17 protein-coding genes and 1 riboswitch are annotated in these 17,094 nt (G+C 36.1%); of the genes, 11 read left to right on the plus strand and 6 right to left on the minus strand.

Going from position 1 to position 17,094, the window contains the following annotated elements:
• Nucleotides 1-200 precede the first annotated feature (200 nt).
• Nucleotides 201-584 (minus strand): YgaP family membrane protein, encoded by a 384-nt coding sequence (locus JFU23_RS17310; protein ID WP_201032362.1) that lies wholly within the window; start codon nucleotides 582-584, stop codon nucleotides 201-203.
• 325 nt (nucleotides 585-909) lie between these two features.
• Between JFU23_RS17310 and pcrB the strand changes: the two genes are divergently transcribed.
• The 6 genes from pcrB (at nucleotide 910) to pruA (ending at nucleotide 9,645) form a co-directional block, all read left to right on the plus strand.
• On the plus strand, nucleotides 910-1,599 hold the full coding sequence (pcrB, locus tag JFU23_RS17315; RefSeq protein ID WP_002029470.1) for a heptaprenylglyceryl phosphate synthase: 690 nt from the start codon (nucleotides 910-912) through the stop codon (nucleotides 1,597-1,599).
• Nucleotides 1,600-1,611: 12 nt separating this feature from the next.
• On the plus strand, nucleotides 1,612-3,843 hold the full coding sequence (gene pcrA / locus JFU23_RS17320; RefSeq protein WP_060748969.1) for a DNA helicase PcrA: 2,232 nt from the start codon (nucleotides 1,612-1,614) through the stop codon (nucleotides 3,841-3,843).
• A gap of 15 nt (nucleotides 3,844-3,858) precedes the next feature.
• Entirely contained in the window at nucleotides 3,859-5,868 is a 2,010-nt protein-coding gene (gene ligA / locus JFU23_RS17325; protein ID WP_002010032.1) for an NAD-dependent DNA ligase LigA, read from the plus strand.
• A 16-nt stretch (nucleotides 5,869-5,884) separates the two neighbouring features.
• Nucleotides 5,885-7,081: a CamS family sex pheromone protein gene (locus tag JFU23_RS17330; protein WP_201032363.1), complete on the plus strand. Its 1,197-nt coding sequence runs from the start codon at nucleotides 5,885-5,887 to the stop codon at nucleotides 7,079-7,081.
• A 94-nt stretch (nucleotides 7,082-7,175) separates the two neighbouring features.
• Entirely contained in the window at nucleotides 7,176-7,946 is a 771-nt protein-coding gene (locus tag JFU23_RS17335; protein WP_002029466.1) for a TSUP family transporter, read from the plus strand.
• Between the two features lie 151 nt (nucleotides 7,947-8,097).
• Nucleotides 8,098-9,645 carry an L-glutamate gamma-semialdehyde dehydrogenase gene (pruA, locus tag JFU23_RS17340; RefSeq protein WP_002029484.1) on the plus strand — a complete coding sequence of 516 codons (1,548 nt, stop codon included), beginning with the start codon at nucleotides 8,098-8,100 and terminating at the stop codon, nucleotides 9,643-9,645.
• A 331-nt stretch (nucleotides 9,646-9,976) separates the two neighbouring features.
• Here the strand turns inward: pruA and JFU23_RS17345 are convergent, their stop codons facing one another.
• Nucleotides 9,977-10,522: a cysteine hydrolase family protein gene (locus JFU23_RS17345; protein WP_002091344.1), complete on the minus strand. Its 546-nt coding sequence runs from the start codon at nucleotides 10,520-10,522 to the stop codon at nucleotides 9,977-9,979.
• A gap of 241 nt (nucleotides 10,523-10,763) precedes the next feature.
• Nucleotides 10,764-10,868: riboswitch (SAM riboswitch) on the plus strand.
• Between the two features lie 126 nt (nucleotides 10,869-10,994).
• On the opposite strand from JFU23_RS17345, the gene JFU23_RS17350 reads away from it, so the two are divergent.
• From JFU23_RS17350 to JFU23_RS17360, 3 genes are read left to right on the plus strand one after another with little or no spacing between them, the layout of a single operon-like run.
• Nucleotides 10,995-12,014 carry a methionine ABC transporter ATP-binding protein gene (locus JFU23_RS17350; protein ID WP_201032364.1) on the plus strand — a complete coding sequence of 340 codons (1,020 nt, stop codon included), beginning with the start codon at nucleotides 10,995-10,997 and terminating at the stop codon, nucleotides 12,012-12,014.
• Entirely contained in the window at nucleotides 12,004-12,669 is a 666-nt protein-coding gene (locus JFU23_RS17355) for a methionine ABC transporter permease (protein ID WP_002091343.1), read from the plus strand. The genes JFU23_RS17350 and JFU23_RS17355 overlap by 11 nt, the downstream gene beginning before the upstream one ends.
• 21 nt (nucleotides 12,670-12,690) lie before the next feature.
• The gene (locus JFU23_RS17360; RefSeq protein WP_002029488.1) at nucleotides 12,691-13,545 is read left to right on the plus strand and encodes a MetQ/NlpA family ABC transporter substrate-binding protein; all 855 of its coding nucleotides are present in this window, start codon (nucleotides 12,691-12,693) and stop codon (nucleotides 13,543-13,545) included.
• Nucleotides 13,546-13,711: 166 nt separating this feature from the next.
• Here the strand turns inward: JFU23_RS17360 and JFU23_RS17365 are convergent, their stop codons facing one another.
• The 4 genes from JFU23_RS17365 to JFU23_RS17380 all read right to left on the minus strand — a co-directional run bounded on the left by JFU23_RS17365 (nucleotide 13,712) and on the right by JFU23_RS17380 (nucleotide 16,182).
• Nucleotides 13,712-14,194 carry an HXXEE domain-containing protein gene (locus tag JFU23_RS17365; protein ID WP_002091337.1) on the minus strand — a complete coding sequence of 161 codons (483 nt, stop codon included), beginning with the start codon at nucleotides 14,192-14,194 and terminating at the stop codon, nucleotides 13,712-13,714.
• A 63-nt stretch (nucleotides 14,195-14,257) separates the two neighbouring features.
• Nucleotides 14,258-14,449, minus strand: a complete 192-nt coding sequence (locus JFU23_RS17370; protein WP_002091335.1) for a DUF3926 domain-containing protein — start codon at nucleotides 14,447-14,449, stop codon at nucleotides 14,258-14,260.
• Nucleotides 14,442-15,623, minus strand: coding sequence for an ArsA family ATPase (locus JFU23_RS17375; RefSeq protein WP_087955989.1), 1,182 nt, complete (start codon nucleotides 15,621-15,623; stop codon nucleotides 14,442-14,444). The genes JFU23_RS17370 and JFU23_RS17375 overlap by 8 nt, the downstream gene beginning before the upstream one ends.
• Nucleotides 15,624-15,699: 76 nt before the next feature.
• The gene (locus JFU23_RS17380; protein WP_000942491.1) at nucleotides 15,700-16,182 is read right to left on the minus strand and encodes a MarR family winged helix-turn-helix transcriptional regulator; all 483 of its coding nucleotides are present in this window, start codon (nucleotides 16,180-16,182) and stop codon (nucleotides 15,700-15,702) included.
• Between the two features lie 230 nt (nucleotides 16,183-16,412).
• On the opposite strand from JFU23_RS17380, the gene JFU23_RS17385 reads away from it, so the two are divergent.
• Both JFU23_RS17385 and gatC read left to right on the plus strand, forming a co-directional pair.
• Complete coding sequence (locus tag JFU23_RS17385) at nucleotides 16,413-16,649, plus strand: YiaA/YiaB family inner membrane protein (protein WP_002029490.1); 237 nt, start codon at nucleotides 16,413-16,415, stop codon at nucleotides 16,647-16,649.
• A gap of 141 nt (nucleotides 16,650-16,790) precedes the next feature.
• On the plus strand, nucleotides 16,791-17,081 hold the full coding sequence (gene gatC, locus JFU23_RS17390; protein WP_000086999.1) for an Asp-tRNA(Asn)/Glu-tRNA(Gln) amidotransferase subunit GatC: 291 nt from the start codon (nucleotides 16,791-16,793) through the stop codon (nucleotides 17,079-17,081).
• Nucleotides 17,082-17,094: the final 13 nt, after the last annotated feature.

Here is a 17,094-nt window from a genome sequence, read left to right on the forward strand (position 1 = left end):
AAAATGATATCACTTTTATATCATTACATGCAAGAGGGTTACACCTAATTTTCTGAATTTTATTGTTTGATATCTTTTATGTACGTTTTAAGGGTAAAGATAAGAATGTACGTTCTGTTTCGTGGTAAAATAAAGAAGACTTAGCTGCCCACTGCAGCAGCTAAGTCCCTTTGAGAGCATCTTGCATCGTGACAAATGATTCAAAGCGGTTTTGCCAGGATTAATTCTTCAATCGCTGACTCAATCTCTTTGTCAGAAGTGTCATAACTTCCATCTGACTTTGACTTTGGCTTGTCATGACTGGAAGCTGAATTAACTTCTTCTTTATTATGTCCTTTTTCAGTGAAATTCATGCTAGGCATTTTAAATGCGCTCATATTCATATATTTTCCAAACTTACAGGCTTCAACAATAGGGCAGAAACGAACGATCCCCTCCGCAATTTTCATGGCACCAATCCATAGCAAAACTTTAGACCAAGTGCACGAAGGTTTACGTACGAGTTTAGCTGTACTACAACCGAAGAGGATGAGTCCGAGTGTAATTCGAATTAGAGCACTAATTGTGCCGATGTTTTGCTTCATTAGAAAAACACTCCTTTTTAATTAACTTCGAAATAGAAAATACTATTTCATTTGTTAGTATTCCGTATAAGTTTTTTGATATGTAATCCAACATTTGACGTTGAAAAAGATGTTGGATTGGGCGTGTGTGTAGGTAGCTTTTTTTGTTATAATGAAAGAATGCGTAAAAGGAAGTTCAAAAAGTCCGGTAAAGATAGCTGTCGCATTTCATCGTTGCATACGCCAGTCCGGTAAAGATATAGCAAGGAATGTAAAAAATCTTGATAAAAATTAACTGTTATTTTGAACGGAAATTATATAACTAGAGAAAAGAAAGGGTGTTTTCATGTACGATATTTCCAAATGGAAACATGTATTTAAGCTTGATCCAAATAAGGAGTTAAGTGACGAACATTTAGAAATGATTTGTGAATCTGGAACGGATGCTGTTATTGTAGGCGGAAGTGACGGTATAACAATTGATAACGTATTACACATGCTAGTTAGCATTCGTAGATATGCAGTGCCTTGTGTGTTAGAGGTTTCTGATGTGGAGGCAATTACACCAGGATTTGATTTTTATTACATCCCAAGTGTTTTAAATAGCCGAAAAGTAGAATGGGTAACAGGTGTTCATCATGAGGCATTGAAAGAATTTGGGGATATTATGGACTGGGACGAAATTTACATGGAAGGGTATTGTGTTTTAAACCCAGAAGCGAAAGTAGCCCAGCTTACAGATGCAAAATGTGATTTAACAGAAGATGATGTTATTGCATATGCGCGTTTAGCAGACAAGCTATTACATTTACCGATATTCTATTTAGAATATAGCGGGACGTATGGAGACATTGAGCTTGTTAAAAATGTAAAAGCAGAATTGAAACAAGCTAAGCTATATTATGGCGGTGGTATTTCTAATGCAGAACAAGCGAAAGAAATGGCACAGTATGCTGATACAGTAGTTGTTGGAAATATTATTTATGATGATATAAAATCGGCATTAAAAACAGTTAAAGCAGTAAAAGGAGAGTAGGTGCAGGCACATATGAGTACGACAGATAAGTTATTAAATGGTTTAAATCCGCAGCAACAAAAAGCAGTACAAACAACAAATGGAGCACTGCTATTAATGGCAGGCGCAGGTAGTGGGAAAACACGTGTGTTAACACACCGTATTGCATATTTACTTGGTGAAAAAGGTGTGGCGCCATGGAATGTACTAGCAATTACCTTTACAAATAAAGCTGCTCGTGAAATGCGTGAGCGTATTGATAAACTTGTTGGACCAGAAGCAGAAGATATTTGGATTTCTACGTTCCACTCTATGTGCGTACGTATTTTACGACGTGATATTGACCGCATTGGTATTAATCGTAACTTTACAATCTTAGATTCAGGTGATCAGTTAACTGTAGTAAAAAAAATTATGAAGGAGCGCAATATTGACCCGAAGAAGTTTGAGCCGCGCTCTATTTTAGCGGGTATTAGCAATGCGAAAAATGAACTGTTATCTGCAGATAAATATGCAAAAAAAATTACAACCGCTGATCCATATGAAAAATTAACGAGCGATGTATATACAGAATATCAAAAACGTCTTTTGAAAAATAACTCATTAGACTTTGATGATTTAATTATGACGACGATTCAGCTATTTGAACGTGTTCCAGAAGTACTAGAGTTTTATCAGCGTAAATTCCAATATATTCACGTTGATGAGTATCAAGATACGAACAAAGCTCAGTACCTTCTTGTTAAACATTTGGCATCACGTTTTAAAAACCTTTGTGTTGTTGGTGATTCGGATCAGTCTATTTACCGCTGGCGCGGGGCTGACATTTCGAACATTTTGTCATTCGAAAAAGACTATGAGAATGCACAAGTTATTCTGTTAGAACAAAACTATCGTTCATCACAAAATATTTTAAATGCAGCTAATGCTGTAATTGAAAAAAATTCAAACCGTAAACCGAAGAAATTATGGACAGAAAATCAAATTGGAAGCAAAATCTCGTATTATCGTGCTGCAACCGAAAAGGACGAAGCGTATTTTGTTGCGAAAAAAATTCGTGACGATATTCAAATGGGGAACCGAAAATATACTGATTTTGCAGTGTTATATCGTACAAATGCCCAGTCTCGTATGATTGAGGAGATTTTCCTAAAATCTAATATCCCTTACAAAATTGTCGGCGGTACTAAGTTCTATGATCGTAAAGAGATTAAAGACATTTTGGCGTACTTACGTTTAATTGGGAATCCAGATGATGAGATTAGTTTTGCACGTATTATTAACATGCCAAAGCGCGGGATTGGTGCGACTTCTATCGATAAAATTATTAATTATGGTGTGCAAAACGGAATCTCATTAACTGCTGTATTTGATGAGATTGAGCATGTTGGTGTAAGTGCAAAAATAACAAAAGCAGTAAAAGAATTCGCAAGTTTATTACACAACTGGGTAAATATGCAAGAGTATTTATCTGTTACAGAATTAGTAGAAGAAGTTATTGAAAAGACAGGCTATCGCGATATGCTGAAAAATGAGCGATCTTTAGAAGCAGAAGGTCGTTTAGAAAACTTAGACGAGTTTTTATCTGTTACACAAACATTTGAATCCCAAAGCGAAGATAAGAGCCTTGTTGCATTCTTAACAGACTTAGCTCTTGTTGCTGATATTGATCGTGTAGATGAAGATCCAACTGCCGGTGAAGAAGTTATTTTAATGACGATGCACTCAGCAAAAGGATTAGAGTTCCCAGTTGTCTTTATTGTTGGCTTAGAGGAAGGGATATTCCCGCATACTCGTTCTCTTATGGAAGAGGATGAAATGCAAGAAGAGCGTCGTCTTGCCTATGTAGGTATTACTCGTGCAGAAGAAGAGCTATACTTATCCAATGCTCAAATGCGTACTTTATTTGGTAGAACAAGTATGAATGCAGCATCTCGATTTATTACAGAGATTCCGGCAGAATTAGTAGAACCATTAAACGAAACAGCACCGAAGCGTGAAACTTCGTTTGGTGCAAAGGGAAGAACGACAAGCGCAACTACAACACGTTCTCGTTCAGCTTTCGCGCGTCCGGCTGTTAAGACGACAGGTGGCGAGCAAATTGGCTGGGGAATAGGCGATAAAGCAGCTCACCAGAAGTGGGGAGTCGGTACAGTTGTAAGTGTAAAGGGTGAAGGTGATTCAAAAGAATTAGATATTGCATTCCCAAGCCCAATTGGTATTAAACGTTTATTAGCAAAATTTGCACCTGTGACGAAACAATAGGAAAGGACTGAGGATATGTCAAAAGAGATAGCCAAAAAACGTATAGAAGAACTGCGTGATTTGTTAAATACATTTAACTATCAATATCACGTATTAGACAATCCTTCTGTTTCTGATGCGGAATATGACCGTGATATGCAGGAGCTTATAAAATTAGAAGCAGAGAACCCAGAGTTTATGAGTGAAGACTCTCCCTCCATTCGCGTTGGGGGGACTGTTCTTGATATATTTGAAAAGGTAACGCATAAATCACCAATGTTAAGTTTAGGAAACGCGTTTAATGAAGGAGATTTGCGTGATTTTGATCGAAGAGTACATCAGGGAATTGATGATGCGAATGTAAGATATATATGCGAATTAAAAATTGACGGACTTGCTGTTTCACTTCATTATGAAAAAGGACGCTTCATTCAAGGAGCAACACGTGGTGATGGTATAACGGGTGAAGATATTACCCAAAACTTAAAAACGATTAAAGCTATCCCGCTGCGTTTAAATGAAGAAGTAACGTTAGAAGCACGAGGCGAGGCTTATATGCCGAAGCGTTCATTCGTTAAATTGAATGAAGAGAAAGAACAAAATGGTGAAGATGTATTTGCGAATCCACGTAATGCGGCAGCAGGATCGATACGCCAACTTGATCCGAAAATTGCAGCGAAGCGTAACTTATCTATGTTTGTGTATGGTCTTGCTAATGTAGAAGAAAAAACAATTCCATCCCACAGTGAATCACTGGATTTCTTAGGTGAGCTTGGATTTAAGACGAATCCAAATCGTCGTACATGTGAAACAATTGAAGACGTAATAGCCTATGTAGAAGAGTGGCAAGAAAAACGCCCGCATCTTGATTATGAGATTGACGGAATCGTTATAAAAGTAGACGATGTTGCTATTCAAGAAAGCTTAGGAACTACAGCAAAGAGTCCAAGATGGGCAATAGCTTATAAATTCCCAGCTGAAGAAGTTGTGACGAGATTAACAGGGATTGAATTAAGTGTCGGCCGCACAGGAGTTGTAACACCAACTGCAGAGCTCGAGCCAGTTAGAGTGGCTGGTACTATCGTTCGTCGTGCTTCTTTACATAACGAAGATTTAATTCGTGAAAAGGATATTCGAATTGGTGACTACGTTGTTGTGAAAAAGGCTGGAGATATCATTCCTGAAGTTGTGAACGTTATTTTTGATAAGCGTACTGGTGAGGAAGAAGAATATCATATGCCAACGCATTGTCCAGCATGTGAGAGTGAACTTGTTCGTTTAGAAGAAGAAGTAGCACTTCGATGTATAAATCCGACTTGCCCAGCTCAAATTCGTGAAGGATTAATCCATTTCGTTTCAAGAAATGCAATGAATATTGATGGACTCGGAGAACGTGTAATTACACAACTCTTTGATGCGGATTATATTCGTACGTTTGCTGATTTATATTCATTGACGAAAGAGCAATTATTAGAACTAGAACGTTTCGGTGAAAAATCAGCAACAAATTTAGTCCAAGCAATTGAGAATTCTAAGGAAAACTCATTAGAGCGATTATTATTCGGTCTTGGTATTCGTCATGTCGGTGCGAAAGCGGCACGTACATTTGCTGAGCATTTCGAAACGATGGATGAGCTTGTGAAAGCGACGGAAGAAGAATTAAAAACAATTAATGAGATTGGTGAAAAAATGGCTCAATCCGTTGTAACGTATTTCGATAATGAAGACGTATTAGAGCTATTACAACAATTTAAAGAGTATGGCGTGAACATGGCATACAAAGGTATAAAAATTGCTGATTTACAAAATGTTGAATCGTACTTCGCAGGAAAAACTGTCGTCTTAACAGGGAAATTAGAAGTTATGGGCCGCAGTGAAGCGAAGAAGAAAATTGAGGCATTAGGTGGAAAAGTAACAGGAAGTGTTAGTAAAAGTACGGATTTACTTGTTGCTGGTGAAGCTGCAGGCTCGAAATTAGCGCAAGCAGAGAAGCACAATGTTGAAGTTTGGAATGAAGAGAGGTTCTTACAAGAGCTGAATAAGTAAGAGGTGCAAACTTACGATGAAAAAAATAGCGTTAGCGGTATTAAGTCTTAGCCTACTTGTAAGTGGGTGTAGTATGGGTTCCAATAAAGATGAAAAAGCAGTTGAGAAATCGGGGAAAGCGAAAGAACAAGCAGTTATCCCGAAATACTCCATTTCGGATGAATATTATAAGACAACGGTTGAATTTGATCCAGGTAAGGCACGTGGTTTAGTTGTACAAGGTTTAAATAGTCGTCTAGATGTAGATGAATTTGAAACAGGATTAATGCGCATTGCCAAAGAATCGTTTAGTACGAAAGATTATTTCTTTAAAGGCGGAAAGTTTCTAGAGGCTCAAGATATACAAATGCTTGTAAAAAGAAAGCGTACAGATGCTGAACAAAAAGAGCTAGAGGATAAGTTGAAAAAAGATGCAGTTAAATTTCCAAATATCGGACTGAATCCAGCCTTAAGTGAAGGTTCGGAGTCACTAGAAGTGAAAAATAAAAAACATCCAATGTATATCTCAAACATTTTAGAGCATGATTACTACGTGCAAAAAGGTGGGAACGATAATGAACCTGATGGCATTGTAGTTGGATTAGCGATGAATTCTGTTCAATATTATGAGGAAGAGCATGGTTATCCGCGTGAGGCTGCAATTCCAGATGTGAAAATGTTAGCTGAAGGGAAAAGGATGGCCCAAGAAATCTTGAAAGTAATGCAGCAAAAAAAGCCTGAAATAAAAAATATTCCGGTTACATTTGCGATTTATCGTCAAGGTCCAAAGTCTTCGCTTGTACCAGGAAATTTTGTTTCTTATGCTAAGGTAGAAAAAGGCAGTGAAACGGTTGAGGATTGGAAGCCGATCAATGAGAAATACTATTTATTCCCATCTGAACAAGCAAAAGCGGATAATAAACGTGAAGACCTTGCAAGGGTGTCAAACTTTAAAGCGAAGTTAAGTGAGTATTTCCAAGGCGATTATACAGCTGTTATCGGTACTGGAATGTATAGAGATGATGAATTAAAAGAAATGAAGCTCGATATTCCTGTCCAATTCAATGGGAAAGCTGAAGTAATTGGTTTTACACAATATGTAGCTGGACTTGTTATGGAATACTTCCCGAATTATATGAAAGTACAAGTAACAATTAAATCTGTAGAACGTCCAGAAGCAATTATTATACGTGAAGCGAAGCAAGATGAACCATTTGTGAAAATTTTAGATTAAAGATGAGAGCTGTTCCATAAAGGAACAGCTTTTTTTCTTGAAAAATTTTGTTATAATTTTAAATGTTACAAATAAAGGGGTAAGGGGCAAAGTCATGGAAGAACTAAGCTTTCAAGTCATTATTTTATTAATTGCATTCGGGTTTTTAGCTGCTTTTATTGATTCGGTTGTTGGAGGGGGAGGATTAATTTCGCTTCCTGCACTTATGTTTGTTGGTTTATCACCAGCTTCGGCAATCGCAACGAATAAATTAGCTGCAACGATGGGGACGCTTACGAGCACAATTTATTTTATTCGATCAGGCAAGGTGAATTTTCGGATTGTAGGAAAGTTAATCCCGTTAACTATTATTGGAGCAGTCGCAGGGGCTTTAGTAGTAAAGTTTATTCCCCCTGATATTTTGCGTCCGCTAGTACTCGTAATGTTGGTTTTTATTGCCATTTATATTATTGCGAAAAAAGATTGGGGAAGTGCATCTACCTATAAAAAGATGACAAAAGGAAAAACATTAATGTTTTTCTTTGTTATTTTAATGATAGGATTTTATGATGGATTTTTTGGACCAGGGACAGGATCCTTTTTAATTTTTGCATTTTTATTAATTGGTTTGGATTTTATTCAAGCGGCAGCATCTGGAAAACTTTTGAACTTCGTTAGTAATATCGTATCTTTAATTACTTTTTTATTTTTAGATGTGATTCATTTTGAATACGGTATAATTATGGGCTTATCAATGATTTTAGGTGCTTATTTTGGATCGAAGTTTGCGGTTCAAAAAGGTGTTGGATATGTAAGGACTTTATTTTTATTAGTTACTATTTTATTAATCGGGAAAAATGTTTTGGAATATACTCATATTTTGTAGATTCATACGTATGTATGAATCTCTTTTTTATTATATTTTAAAAATTTATTAATTTTTAAAATATAAGTCTAGGAATATTTGAATAAATCTAAATTATCGTGTAGAATAATGTTGTAAAATGTAAACGTTTTTCTAAGGGGAGGCTAAAAAGATGGTAGTAGCATACAAACATGAGCCATTTACAGATTTTTCAGTAGAGGCTAACAAATTAGCGTTTGAAGAGGGTTTAAAGAAAGTAGAATCTTATCTTGGACAAGACTATCCATTAATTATCGGGGGAGAAAAAATCACTACAGAAGACAAAATTGTTTCTGTAAACCCTGCAAATAAAGAGGAACTTGTTGGTCGTGTTTCAAAAGCAAGCCGTGAATTAGCTGAAAAAGCAATGCAAGTAGCGGATGCAACATTCCAAACTTGGAGAAAGTCAAAACCAGAAATGCGTGCAGATATTTTATTCCGTGCTGCAGCAATCGTTCGTCGTAGAAAACATGAGTTCTCTGCTATTCTTGTAAAAGAAGCAGGTAAACCATGGAATGAGGCAGATGCTGATACAGCAGAAGCAATCGACTTTATGGAATATTATGCTCGCCAAATGTTGAAATTAAAAGACGGTATTCCAGTAGAAAGCCGTCCAATTGAATATAATCGTTTCTCTTACATTCCATTAGGAGTAGGTGTTATCATTTCTCCTTGGAACTTCCCATTCGCAATTATGGCAGGTATGACAACAGCTGCTGTAGTTTCTGGTAACACAGTATTACTAAAACCAGCTAGTACAACTCCTGTAGTAGCAGCGAAATTTATGGAAGTATTAGAAGAAGCTGGTTTACCAGCTGGCGTAGTAAACTTCGTTCCAGGTAATGGCTCTGAAGTTGGTGACTACTTAGTAGATCACCCTCGTACACGTTTCGTTAGCTTTACTGGATCTCGCGATGTAGGTATTCGTATTTACGAACGTGCAGCAAAAGTAAACCCAGGACAAATTTGGTTAAAACGTGTTATCGCTGAAATGGGCGGTAAAGATACAATCGTTGTTGATAAAGAGGCAGATCTTGAATTAGCAGCTAAATCTATCGTTGCATCAGCATTCGGATTCTCAGGACAAAAATGTTCTGCATGTTCTCGTGCAGTAATCCATGAAGATGTATACGATCATGTATTAAATCGTGCTGTTGAATTAACAAAAGAATTAACAGTAGGTAACCCAGATGCAAAAGATATCAACATGGGACCTGTTAATGACCAAGCTGCATTCGATAAAGTAATGAGCTATGTTGCAATTGGTAAAGAAGAAGGTAAAATCGTATCAGGTGGCGAAGGAGACGATTCTAAAGGCTGGTTCATCCAACCAACAATCGTTGCTGACGTTGCAGAAGATGCTCGTTTAATGAAAGAAGAAATCTTCGGACCAGTAGTAGCATTCTGTAAAGCAAAAGACTTTGATCATGCACTTGCAATTGCAAATAATACAGAATACGGTTTAACAGGAGCAGTTCTTTCTAACAACCGTGACCATATTGAAAAAGCACGCGAAGACTTCCACGTTGGTAACTTATACTTCAACCGTGGATGTACTGGTGCAATCGTAGGTTACCAACCATTCGGTGGCTTTAACATGTCTGGTACAGACTCTAAAGCTGGTGGCCCTGACTACTTAGCACTTCACATGCAAGCAAAAACTACTTCTGAAACTTTATAAGAAATAGTAGAAAAGATCTTCACAGACTGTGAAGATCTTTTCTTTTTGAGAAACTCTCTATAGCAGAAGCAATCGATTTTATAGAAGCTAGTTAATTTCAATCAAGAAAAGGTTTCCAAATATTACTATTTGTTCTTTTGAATTAGTTAAACCCTATTAATATCGGGATAAACATGAAAATAGAAACAAAACAGCGAGAAAAATTGACTTATTAGTCATATTTTTTAGTATTCATTTTGAGGATTTCCTGTATAATACAATTTGAAAGAAAATCTATGGTTAGACAAGAGAACACTCCTTTCGGCTTTGCTAACTGAAAGGAGTGTTTTTTTTAGGTCGCTAAAAACTCTTCTGTACTCATTATATTTGCGTATACTCCATTTAAACTCGCCAAAATTGTATTATGAATATAAACAGCTGGTATAGTAGCATTCTTAAATGAAAGATCTTTTGTAGCACAAGCATCGTGTATTACGGTACAGTGAAGGCCAAAATCAAAAGCAGCTCTTACTGTAGCATCAATACACATATGGGTCATCATCCCGCATATTACGACGTGTTCAATTCCTGAACGTTGTAATTGTTCTAGAAGATCAGTTTCTCGGAAGCTATTTGGATAATGTTTAAGGATAACGGTTTCCTCTCTAAGTGGACGGACATTTTCGTGAATATGGACACCTTCTGTATTGGGTAGGAAAAAAGTAGCGCTATCTTTTATAGCTACATGTTGGATATGAAAAATAGGTTCGTTTCTTATTCTAAAATGTTGTAGTAGCTGACTAGCATATTCACTTGCTTCTACTGGATTACGTAATTCCATCATTCCGCTTGGAAAATAATCATTTTGAATGTCGACGAGCAAAAGAGCTGTTTTCATATATCTATCTTCCTCCGATTTCATATTCAAATAATGTTATTCAATGAGTAGAGAAGATTCTCCTTTTTAAAAGTATGAGTGAGAAGGATTTTACATAACTTTAAAAATCACTATTGTATTGTTACTTCTTATTTTAAAATTCAAATAGAGAAATGATTAATATTTTTCCGAAAAATGTATTGACTCTCATTATTCTGAGTTCTATAATAAGACTTAATTAAACGACAATTAAATCGATACACTCTTATCCAGAGAGGTGGAGGGACTGGCCCTACGATACCTCAGCAACGGGTTTTTTAATACCGTGCTAACTCCAGCAAGCCTATAAAGGCTTGGAAGATGAGAAGATGTGAATGAGTACATATAAAAGTGCTCTCCTTCTTATCTTTTATTACTGATAAGAAGGAGAGCACTTTTTATTTTACCTCGAAAGCTCTACTTCAAGTTTTTACAGCATATAGGAGGGAAGAAAATGATTTCTTTTAACAATGTAAGTAAAGTATATGAATCAGGTGGGCAATCTGTTCATGCGGTTGAGGATGTAACGCTGTCAGTTGAAAAGGGCGAAATTTTTGGCATTATCGGATTTAGTGGTGCTGGAAAGAGTACGCTATTACGTTTAGTAAATATGTTAGAAAGACCAACTGCAGGAACAATTTCAATAGATGATAAAGATATTACATCATTATCGGCGAAAGAATTACGGAAACTAAGACAAAGAATTGGGATGATTTTCCAAAATTTTAACCTATTTAATTCAAGAACGGTGTTTGGGAACATTGCTTATCCATTAAGGTTAGCGAAATTGCCGAAGAATGAGATAAAAGAAAGAGTGAATGAACTACTAAAATTTGTTGGTTTAGAAGATAAAGCGAACTATTATCCAGAACAGTTATCAGGTGGGCAAAAGCAGCGTGTTGGGATTGCAAGAGCACTTGCGACATCACCGGATATTCTCATATGTGATGAGGCAACATCAGCTTTAGATCCGGAAACAACAAAAGAAATCTTAAATTTATTAAAGAAAGTAAATAGAGAGTACAATTTAACGATTCTACTTATTACACATGAAATGCACGTTGTGAAAGAAATTTGTCACCGTGTAGCCGTTATGGAAAAAGGAAAAGTAATTGAAGAAGGAAAACTGTTTGACGTTTTCACACAACCAAAAACAAAGACAACTCAAAATTTTGTACGCTCTGTTATTAATGATCACTTACCAGAAAGTGTTCTAGCGAAAATTCAAAACGGAGGTCAGATTTATCGCCTGACTTTTACTGGGGAAGAGACAGGGCAGCCTGTACTATCATATATTGCGAAAAACTATAACGTCGATGTAAATGTTCTTTATGGAAATATTATTGAACTCCAAAATGTGCTATTTGGAAATCTTCTTGTAGAACTACAAGGTGAACAGAAAGAAATTCAAAAAGCATTACAACATCTAAGACTGCAAGTGCAGCTGAAGGAGGTAGAAGCTCATGCGAGTTGATTGGAGTATATTTTGGCCTCGCATATTAGATGCGACGGGGGATACCCTCTTAATGGTAATTGTAACCCTTATATTCGCTACAATTCTTGGTATACCTCTAGGTTTACTATTGTATGTAACGAGAAAAGGGAATTTTTTAGAAAATAAATGGGTCTTTTCTATTCTTAATATCATAATTAATACAATTCGTCCGGTTCCATTCATTATCTTTTTAGTAGCTTTAAGCCCACTAACAAGAAGTGTTATTGGAACGACGATTGGAACGGCTGCAGCAATCTTCCCAATGACGTTAGTTGCATCAATTGGTATTGCTAGAATGGTTGAAACAAATCTTGTTTCTGTTCCGAAAGGAGTAATTGAAGCAGCACAAGCAATGGGCGCTTCACCACTTAGAATTGTTTTTGAAATCCTCGTACCAGAAGCTTTAGCACCATTGATCCTAGGTGTCACGTTTATGACGGTCGGTTTAATTGAATTTTCTGCAGTCGCAGGACTTGTCGGTGGTGGCGGTCTTGGTGACTTAGCAATGACATATGGTTATCAACGCTTTGATACGTCAGTTATGTTCGTAACGGTCGTTTTACTTATTATTCTTGTACAGGTGGCTCAAAATTTAGGGAACTACTTTGCGAAAGTCTTTTTACGCAGATCATAAAAAGGAAGAGGGGAAAAGAAAATGAAGAAAATTTTAGCATTTGCATTATCAGCGATCGTAGGAATTACAGCATTAAGCGGCTGCTCAGGTGGAGACACAGGTGCAGGAGCGAAAGAGAAAGTAGTTCGCGTCGGTGTAACTGGAACAGATGGAGACGTTTGGGAAATTTTAAAGAAAAAAGCTGAAAAAGAAGGGATTAAAATTAAACTGGTTGAGTTCTCTGATTACACAACACCCAACAAAGCGTTAGCTGATGGAGATATTGAACTAAACTCATTCCAGCACATTGCTTTCTTAGAGCAATTTAAAAAGGAGCATAAGTTAGATATTACAGCTGTTGGTACAACGCAAATTGCACCGATGGGCTTATACTCTGAAAAATATAAGAAAGCAAATGAAATCCCAGATGGTTCGGAAATTGCTATTCCGAATGATCCAACGAACCAAGCACGTGCATTAAAACTTCTTGATGCAGCTGGATTATTAAAGCTTAAGAAAGATTTTGGTCTATTTGGGGATCCAAGCGGTATCGCTGAAAATCCAAAGAAGCTAAAAGTTACACCGGTTATCGCACAGCAAACACCTCGTGTGTTAAAAGATGTAGCGGCTTCAGTTATTAATAACGGTGTTGCTGGTCAAGCTGGATTAGACCCAGCGAAGGATCCAATTTTCTTAGAAGATCCAAATAATGAAAATGCAAAGGCCTATATTAATATTTTCGCAGCTCGTACGAAAGATAAAAATGATCCAACACTGAAAAAAGTAATTGAGTTATACCATTCAAAAGAAGTAACAGATGCAATTAAGAAAGAAACAAATGATGGTTCAATTTCAGTAGATCTTTCACTTGATGAGCTTGAAAAAATCGTAAAATAATTATTGAGTTTAACGACTAACAGTAGGAACCCCTCCGCTGTTAGCTCGTTCAACATATAATCTACTTAACAAACAAAACCCTAATTCTGTACCTTCTAATTTTGTATAACATAGAATCCAATGTTTGTTAAGTAGAGTGATGGACCAGGAGTTTTCTGGTCTTTTTTTAATTAAAGCAGCTGGCTAATAATAAGGAAATCCAAATTATGATTGGGTAAGAGATTAAACTAAAAATGAGTGTACTTGCTAATTTCTTTTTAGGGATTAATAGTTTCTTTGATGAAAATAAGAAAAGAGAAAATAGGATAATGATAGATGCTGAGATTACTCCTGGATTATAAGAACGATAAATGAAATACAAGATAATATGCTGAACGGCGTTAAAGAAGATACAGCCCTGTATAAAAATGATCAAATAAATAGAAGATATGATGCTTAATTGATATAGAATGACTATGAGTAAGACGAAGGTTGTTAATATGGAAATTGCAATGAAAAATTGTTTGTTAGTTATAAAATGGATCGAAAATCGATTAGCGATATATTGTGGCATTTGGAAAGCTTCTTCAAGGTTATGAAAAAAGAATAGAAGGGGGATTAGCCAGATTGTATTAGTGGTGAAATGTCTTGTTGAAGATGTTTTTATCAACTTATATCAGCTCCAATAAAGGGATAGAAAGCCTATAAGAAAAGGCTTTCTACAAGGGTATAGTTATTCAATTATGATGCTTTTTAAATTACTCTCAGGTTGCGGTTGTTCTTCAGCATAGGAGGAGAGCTCCTCTTGCAAAATATTTAGTGCGTGCTTAGCTGATTGCTGAATCGGATTCGGTAGCTCTTCTAATATACGCATACCGATTTTTATTTTTGTACGAATTACCTTTCTTAGTAATTCATCATGCATGTACTACACCTCCAAACCGAATGTTTAGTACATCATCTTCAAACTTAGCTCCTTGAATAGAAAGGTGTGTTAATGTTTTTGGTAAGGTGATATTTCGCTTCATAGAGCCGGCTCGAATAATAAGTTCATCACCTTTTTGATTTAATGAAAGTTCACTTTTGTTTGAGAAGGGAATGGACAGAACGAAAATATACTCATCGCCATCTTTTTTTACATATTGTGTGCGGCCATTAAATTTCACTTCAGTAGGAGAAGGGTCTGATTTAAATAAAGCATTTCCTACACGCTCTAACATAGCTAAACCAACAACTTCTTGTTCAAACATGGGAGCTTCGTAAATAGGAAGTGGCTGAAAACTATCTTTAATTAACGCCTTATATTTCTTTTGTGTATCTTTCCATGCCTGAAAGTAAGGGTCGGTAACAGTGTTAGGGATGACGCGGTTAATCATAATGGCATCTACGTTATAATCGTATAAGTTTAAATAAGTAAAACTACGCTGAGCTTCTTTAATGACCATTTTTTCAGGATTTACAACAACGCGAATACTCGTTACTTCTCGGTTTGATAAAATATCTCTCATTTCTCCAAGTTGTTCAAGCGTATTCGTTAATTCGTCCATAATATCATCAGTTGGAAGGGGGACACCAAGAAGTGGTTGAGCTACAGGACGAACAACTTTTAAAATCTTCCTTTTAATAGGAAAGAGTTTTTCCATCCACCAGCCGAGCATGTCTGGAAAGCTAAGCATTGCTAAAGTTTCTCCAGTCGGTGCGCAATCAATAATGATGACGTCGTAAGTGTTGTGCTTATAGTAATCGAGTACTCGAAGTAAGCTAATTAAATCTTCCATACCAGGGAACATCGTTAATTCTTCTGTTGTAATATCATCAGCTGCTTTTGAAGTGAAGAGTAGTGTAATATATTTCTGCAATTTCCCCCAGCCTTTTTCCATTTCATAAATAGTGTTAATTTCTTGTGCCCACAAGTTTTCGCGAATTTCTAGTGGCTCAGAAGATAGTTTTATGCCAAATGAATCCCCTAAACTATGAGCAGGATCTGTACTCATTACTAATGTTTTTAATCCTTGTTTTGCACTTTGGATTGCTGTTGCTGCTGAAATGCTAGTTTTTCCTACGCCGCCTTTACCTGTATACAGAATAATTCTCATCATTAATATCCCCTTTGTTTCGAATGTCGAATATTACGAGTGTCGAAATATTTAATTGAATAAAAACCCAACTAGGGTCTTATTCAATCGGAATGTTTTTCATTTTAGGTGTAGAAACCTTTTCTTCTGTTTTTTGCTGTGACGTAGCAATGTGATTCATGATCTTTTGGAATATTTGTAGTAAGAATGCTTTTTCTTCTTCTGACAATGCATCTGTCACTAGGCTAAAGTAATGGGCCGCATTTTGTTTTACTTCTTGAACGAGCATTACGCCGTTTTCTGTTAAACGAATTAATACAATGCGTCGATCGCTTTCATTCCGGTAGCGTTCAATATATCCCTTTTTTACAAGGCGATTTACAACGCCCGTTGTTGTACTCATCGGTATATCAAGAAGATCAGCAATTTTTGTCATTGTAATATCCGTATTTCGCTCCATCCAAAGTAAACAAAATACTTCTGTCTTGGAAAGTGTTAAATCAAGGCTTACCCATTCTTCTGGATAGAAAAGTTTCTTGGCGTTATCTAGCAGTAAGTCTAAAAAATGTTCATATTGTAACAATTATTTCCACTCCCGTATATTTCGAGGTTCGTAATATTTGTTTTTATTTTATGTGGAATTGAAATAAATGTCAATATTTTTAACTGTTTTTTCAGATTAGAAAGAAAATTATCTTCAAAATAGAAATTTTTTGTGATAGATTAATAAATAGAAAAATGATTTTACATAAAAACCCATTGTGATAAATATATTTATCTATAATAGGTGTACAGCTAACGAGGGGGAGAACGATGAGAAGACGAAATACGCAAGCGTTCACGTTTTTAGCATGGACTTCATTTGTTTGTGCGCTTTCAGGAATGCTAATTGGGATTTATACGCTAGATGAAACGCTTAGTGTAAAAGGATACTATTTAATCGGAACATTATTTCTAACGATGTCTTGTTTTGTATTACAAAAAACAATTCGTGATAATGAAGAAGATAACGAGAGATTTCCGAAAAATAAATCGTTAGATAAAGAGTAAATTGTAAAGAAAGGCATTTGCCTTTCTTTTTTTATGTAAAAATACCGTAAGTGCCGTGTGTTGACTTGCTTGAAGTACTGAAAATTTGGTATCATCAATAGTATTGTAGATTGAACGATATATTATGGAGGTGGCCTAGCCGTGTCAAGAATTTCCGTTGAGAATGTAAAGCACGTAGCACATTTAGCACGTCTTGCAATTACTGATCAAGAAGCAGAAAAATTTCAAAAACAACTAGATGCAATTGTTACATTTGCAGAACAGTTAAATGAATTAGATACAACTGATGTAAAACCAACAACTCATGTATTAACTATGAAAAATGTTATGCGTGAAGATGTGCCAGAAAAAGGTTTACCAGTAGAAGAAGTATTAAAAAATGCACCGGATCACAAAGATAATCAAATCCGTGTTCCAGCAGTATTAGAATAGAGGAGGGAATTTC

It is taken from the genome of Bacillus sp. TH50, assembly GCF_016650565.1.
In the GTDB taxonomy this organism is placed as follows: domain Bacteria; phylum Bacillota; class Bacilli; order Bacillales; family Bacillaceae_G; genus Bacillus_A; species Bacillus_A mycoides.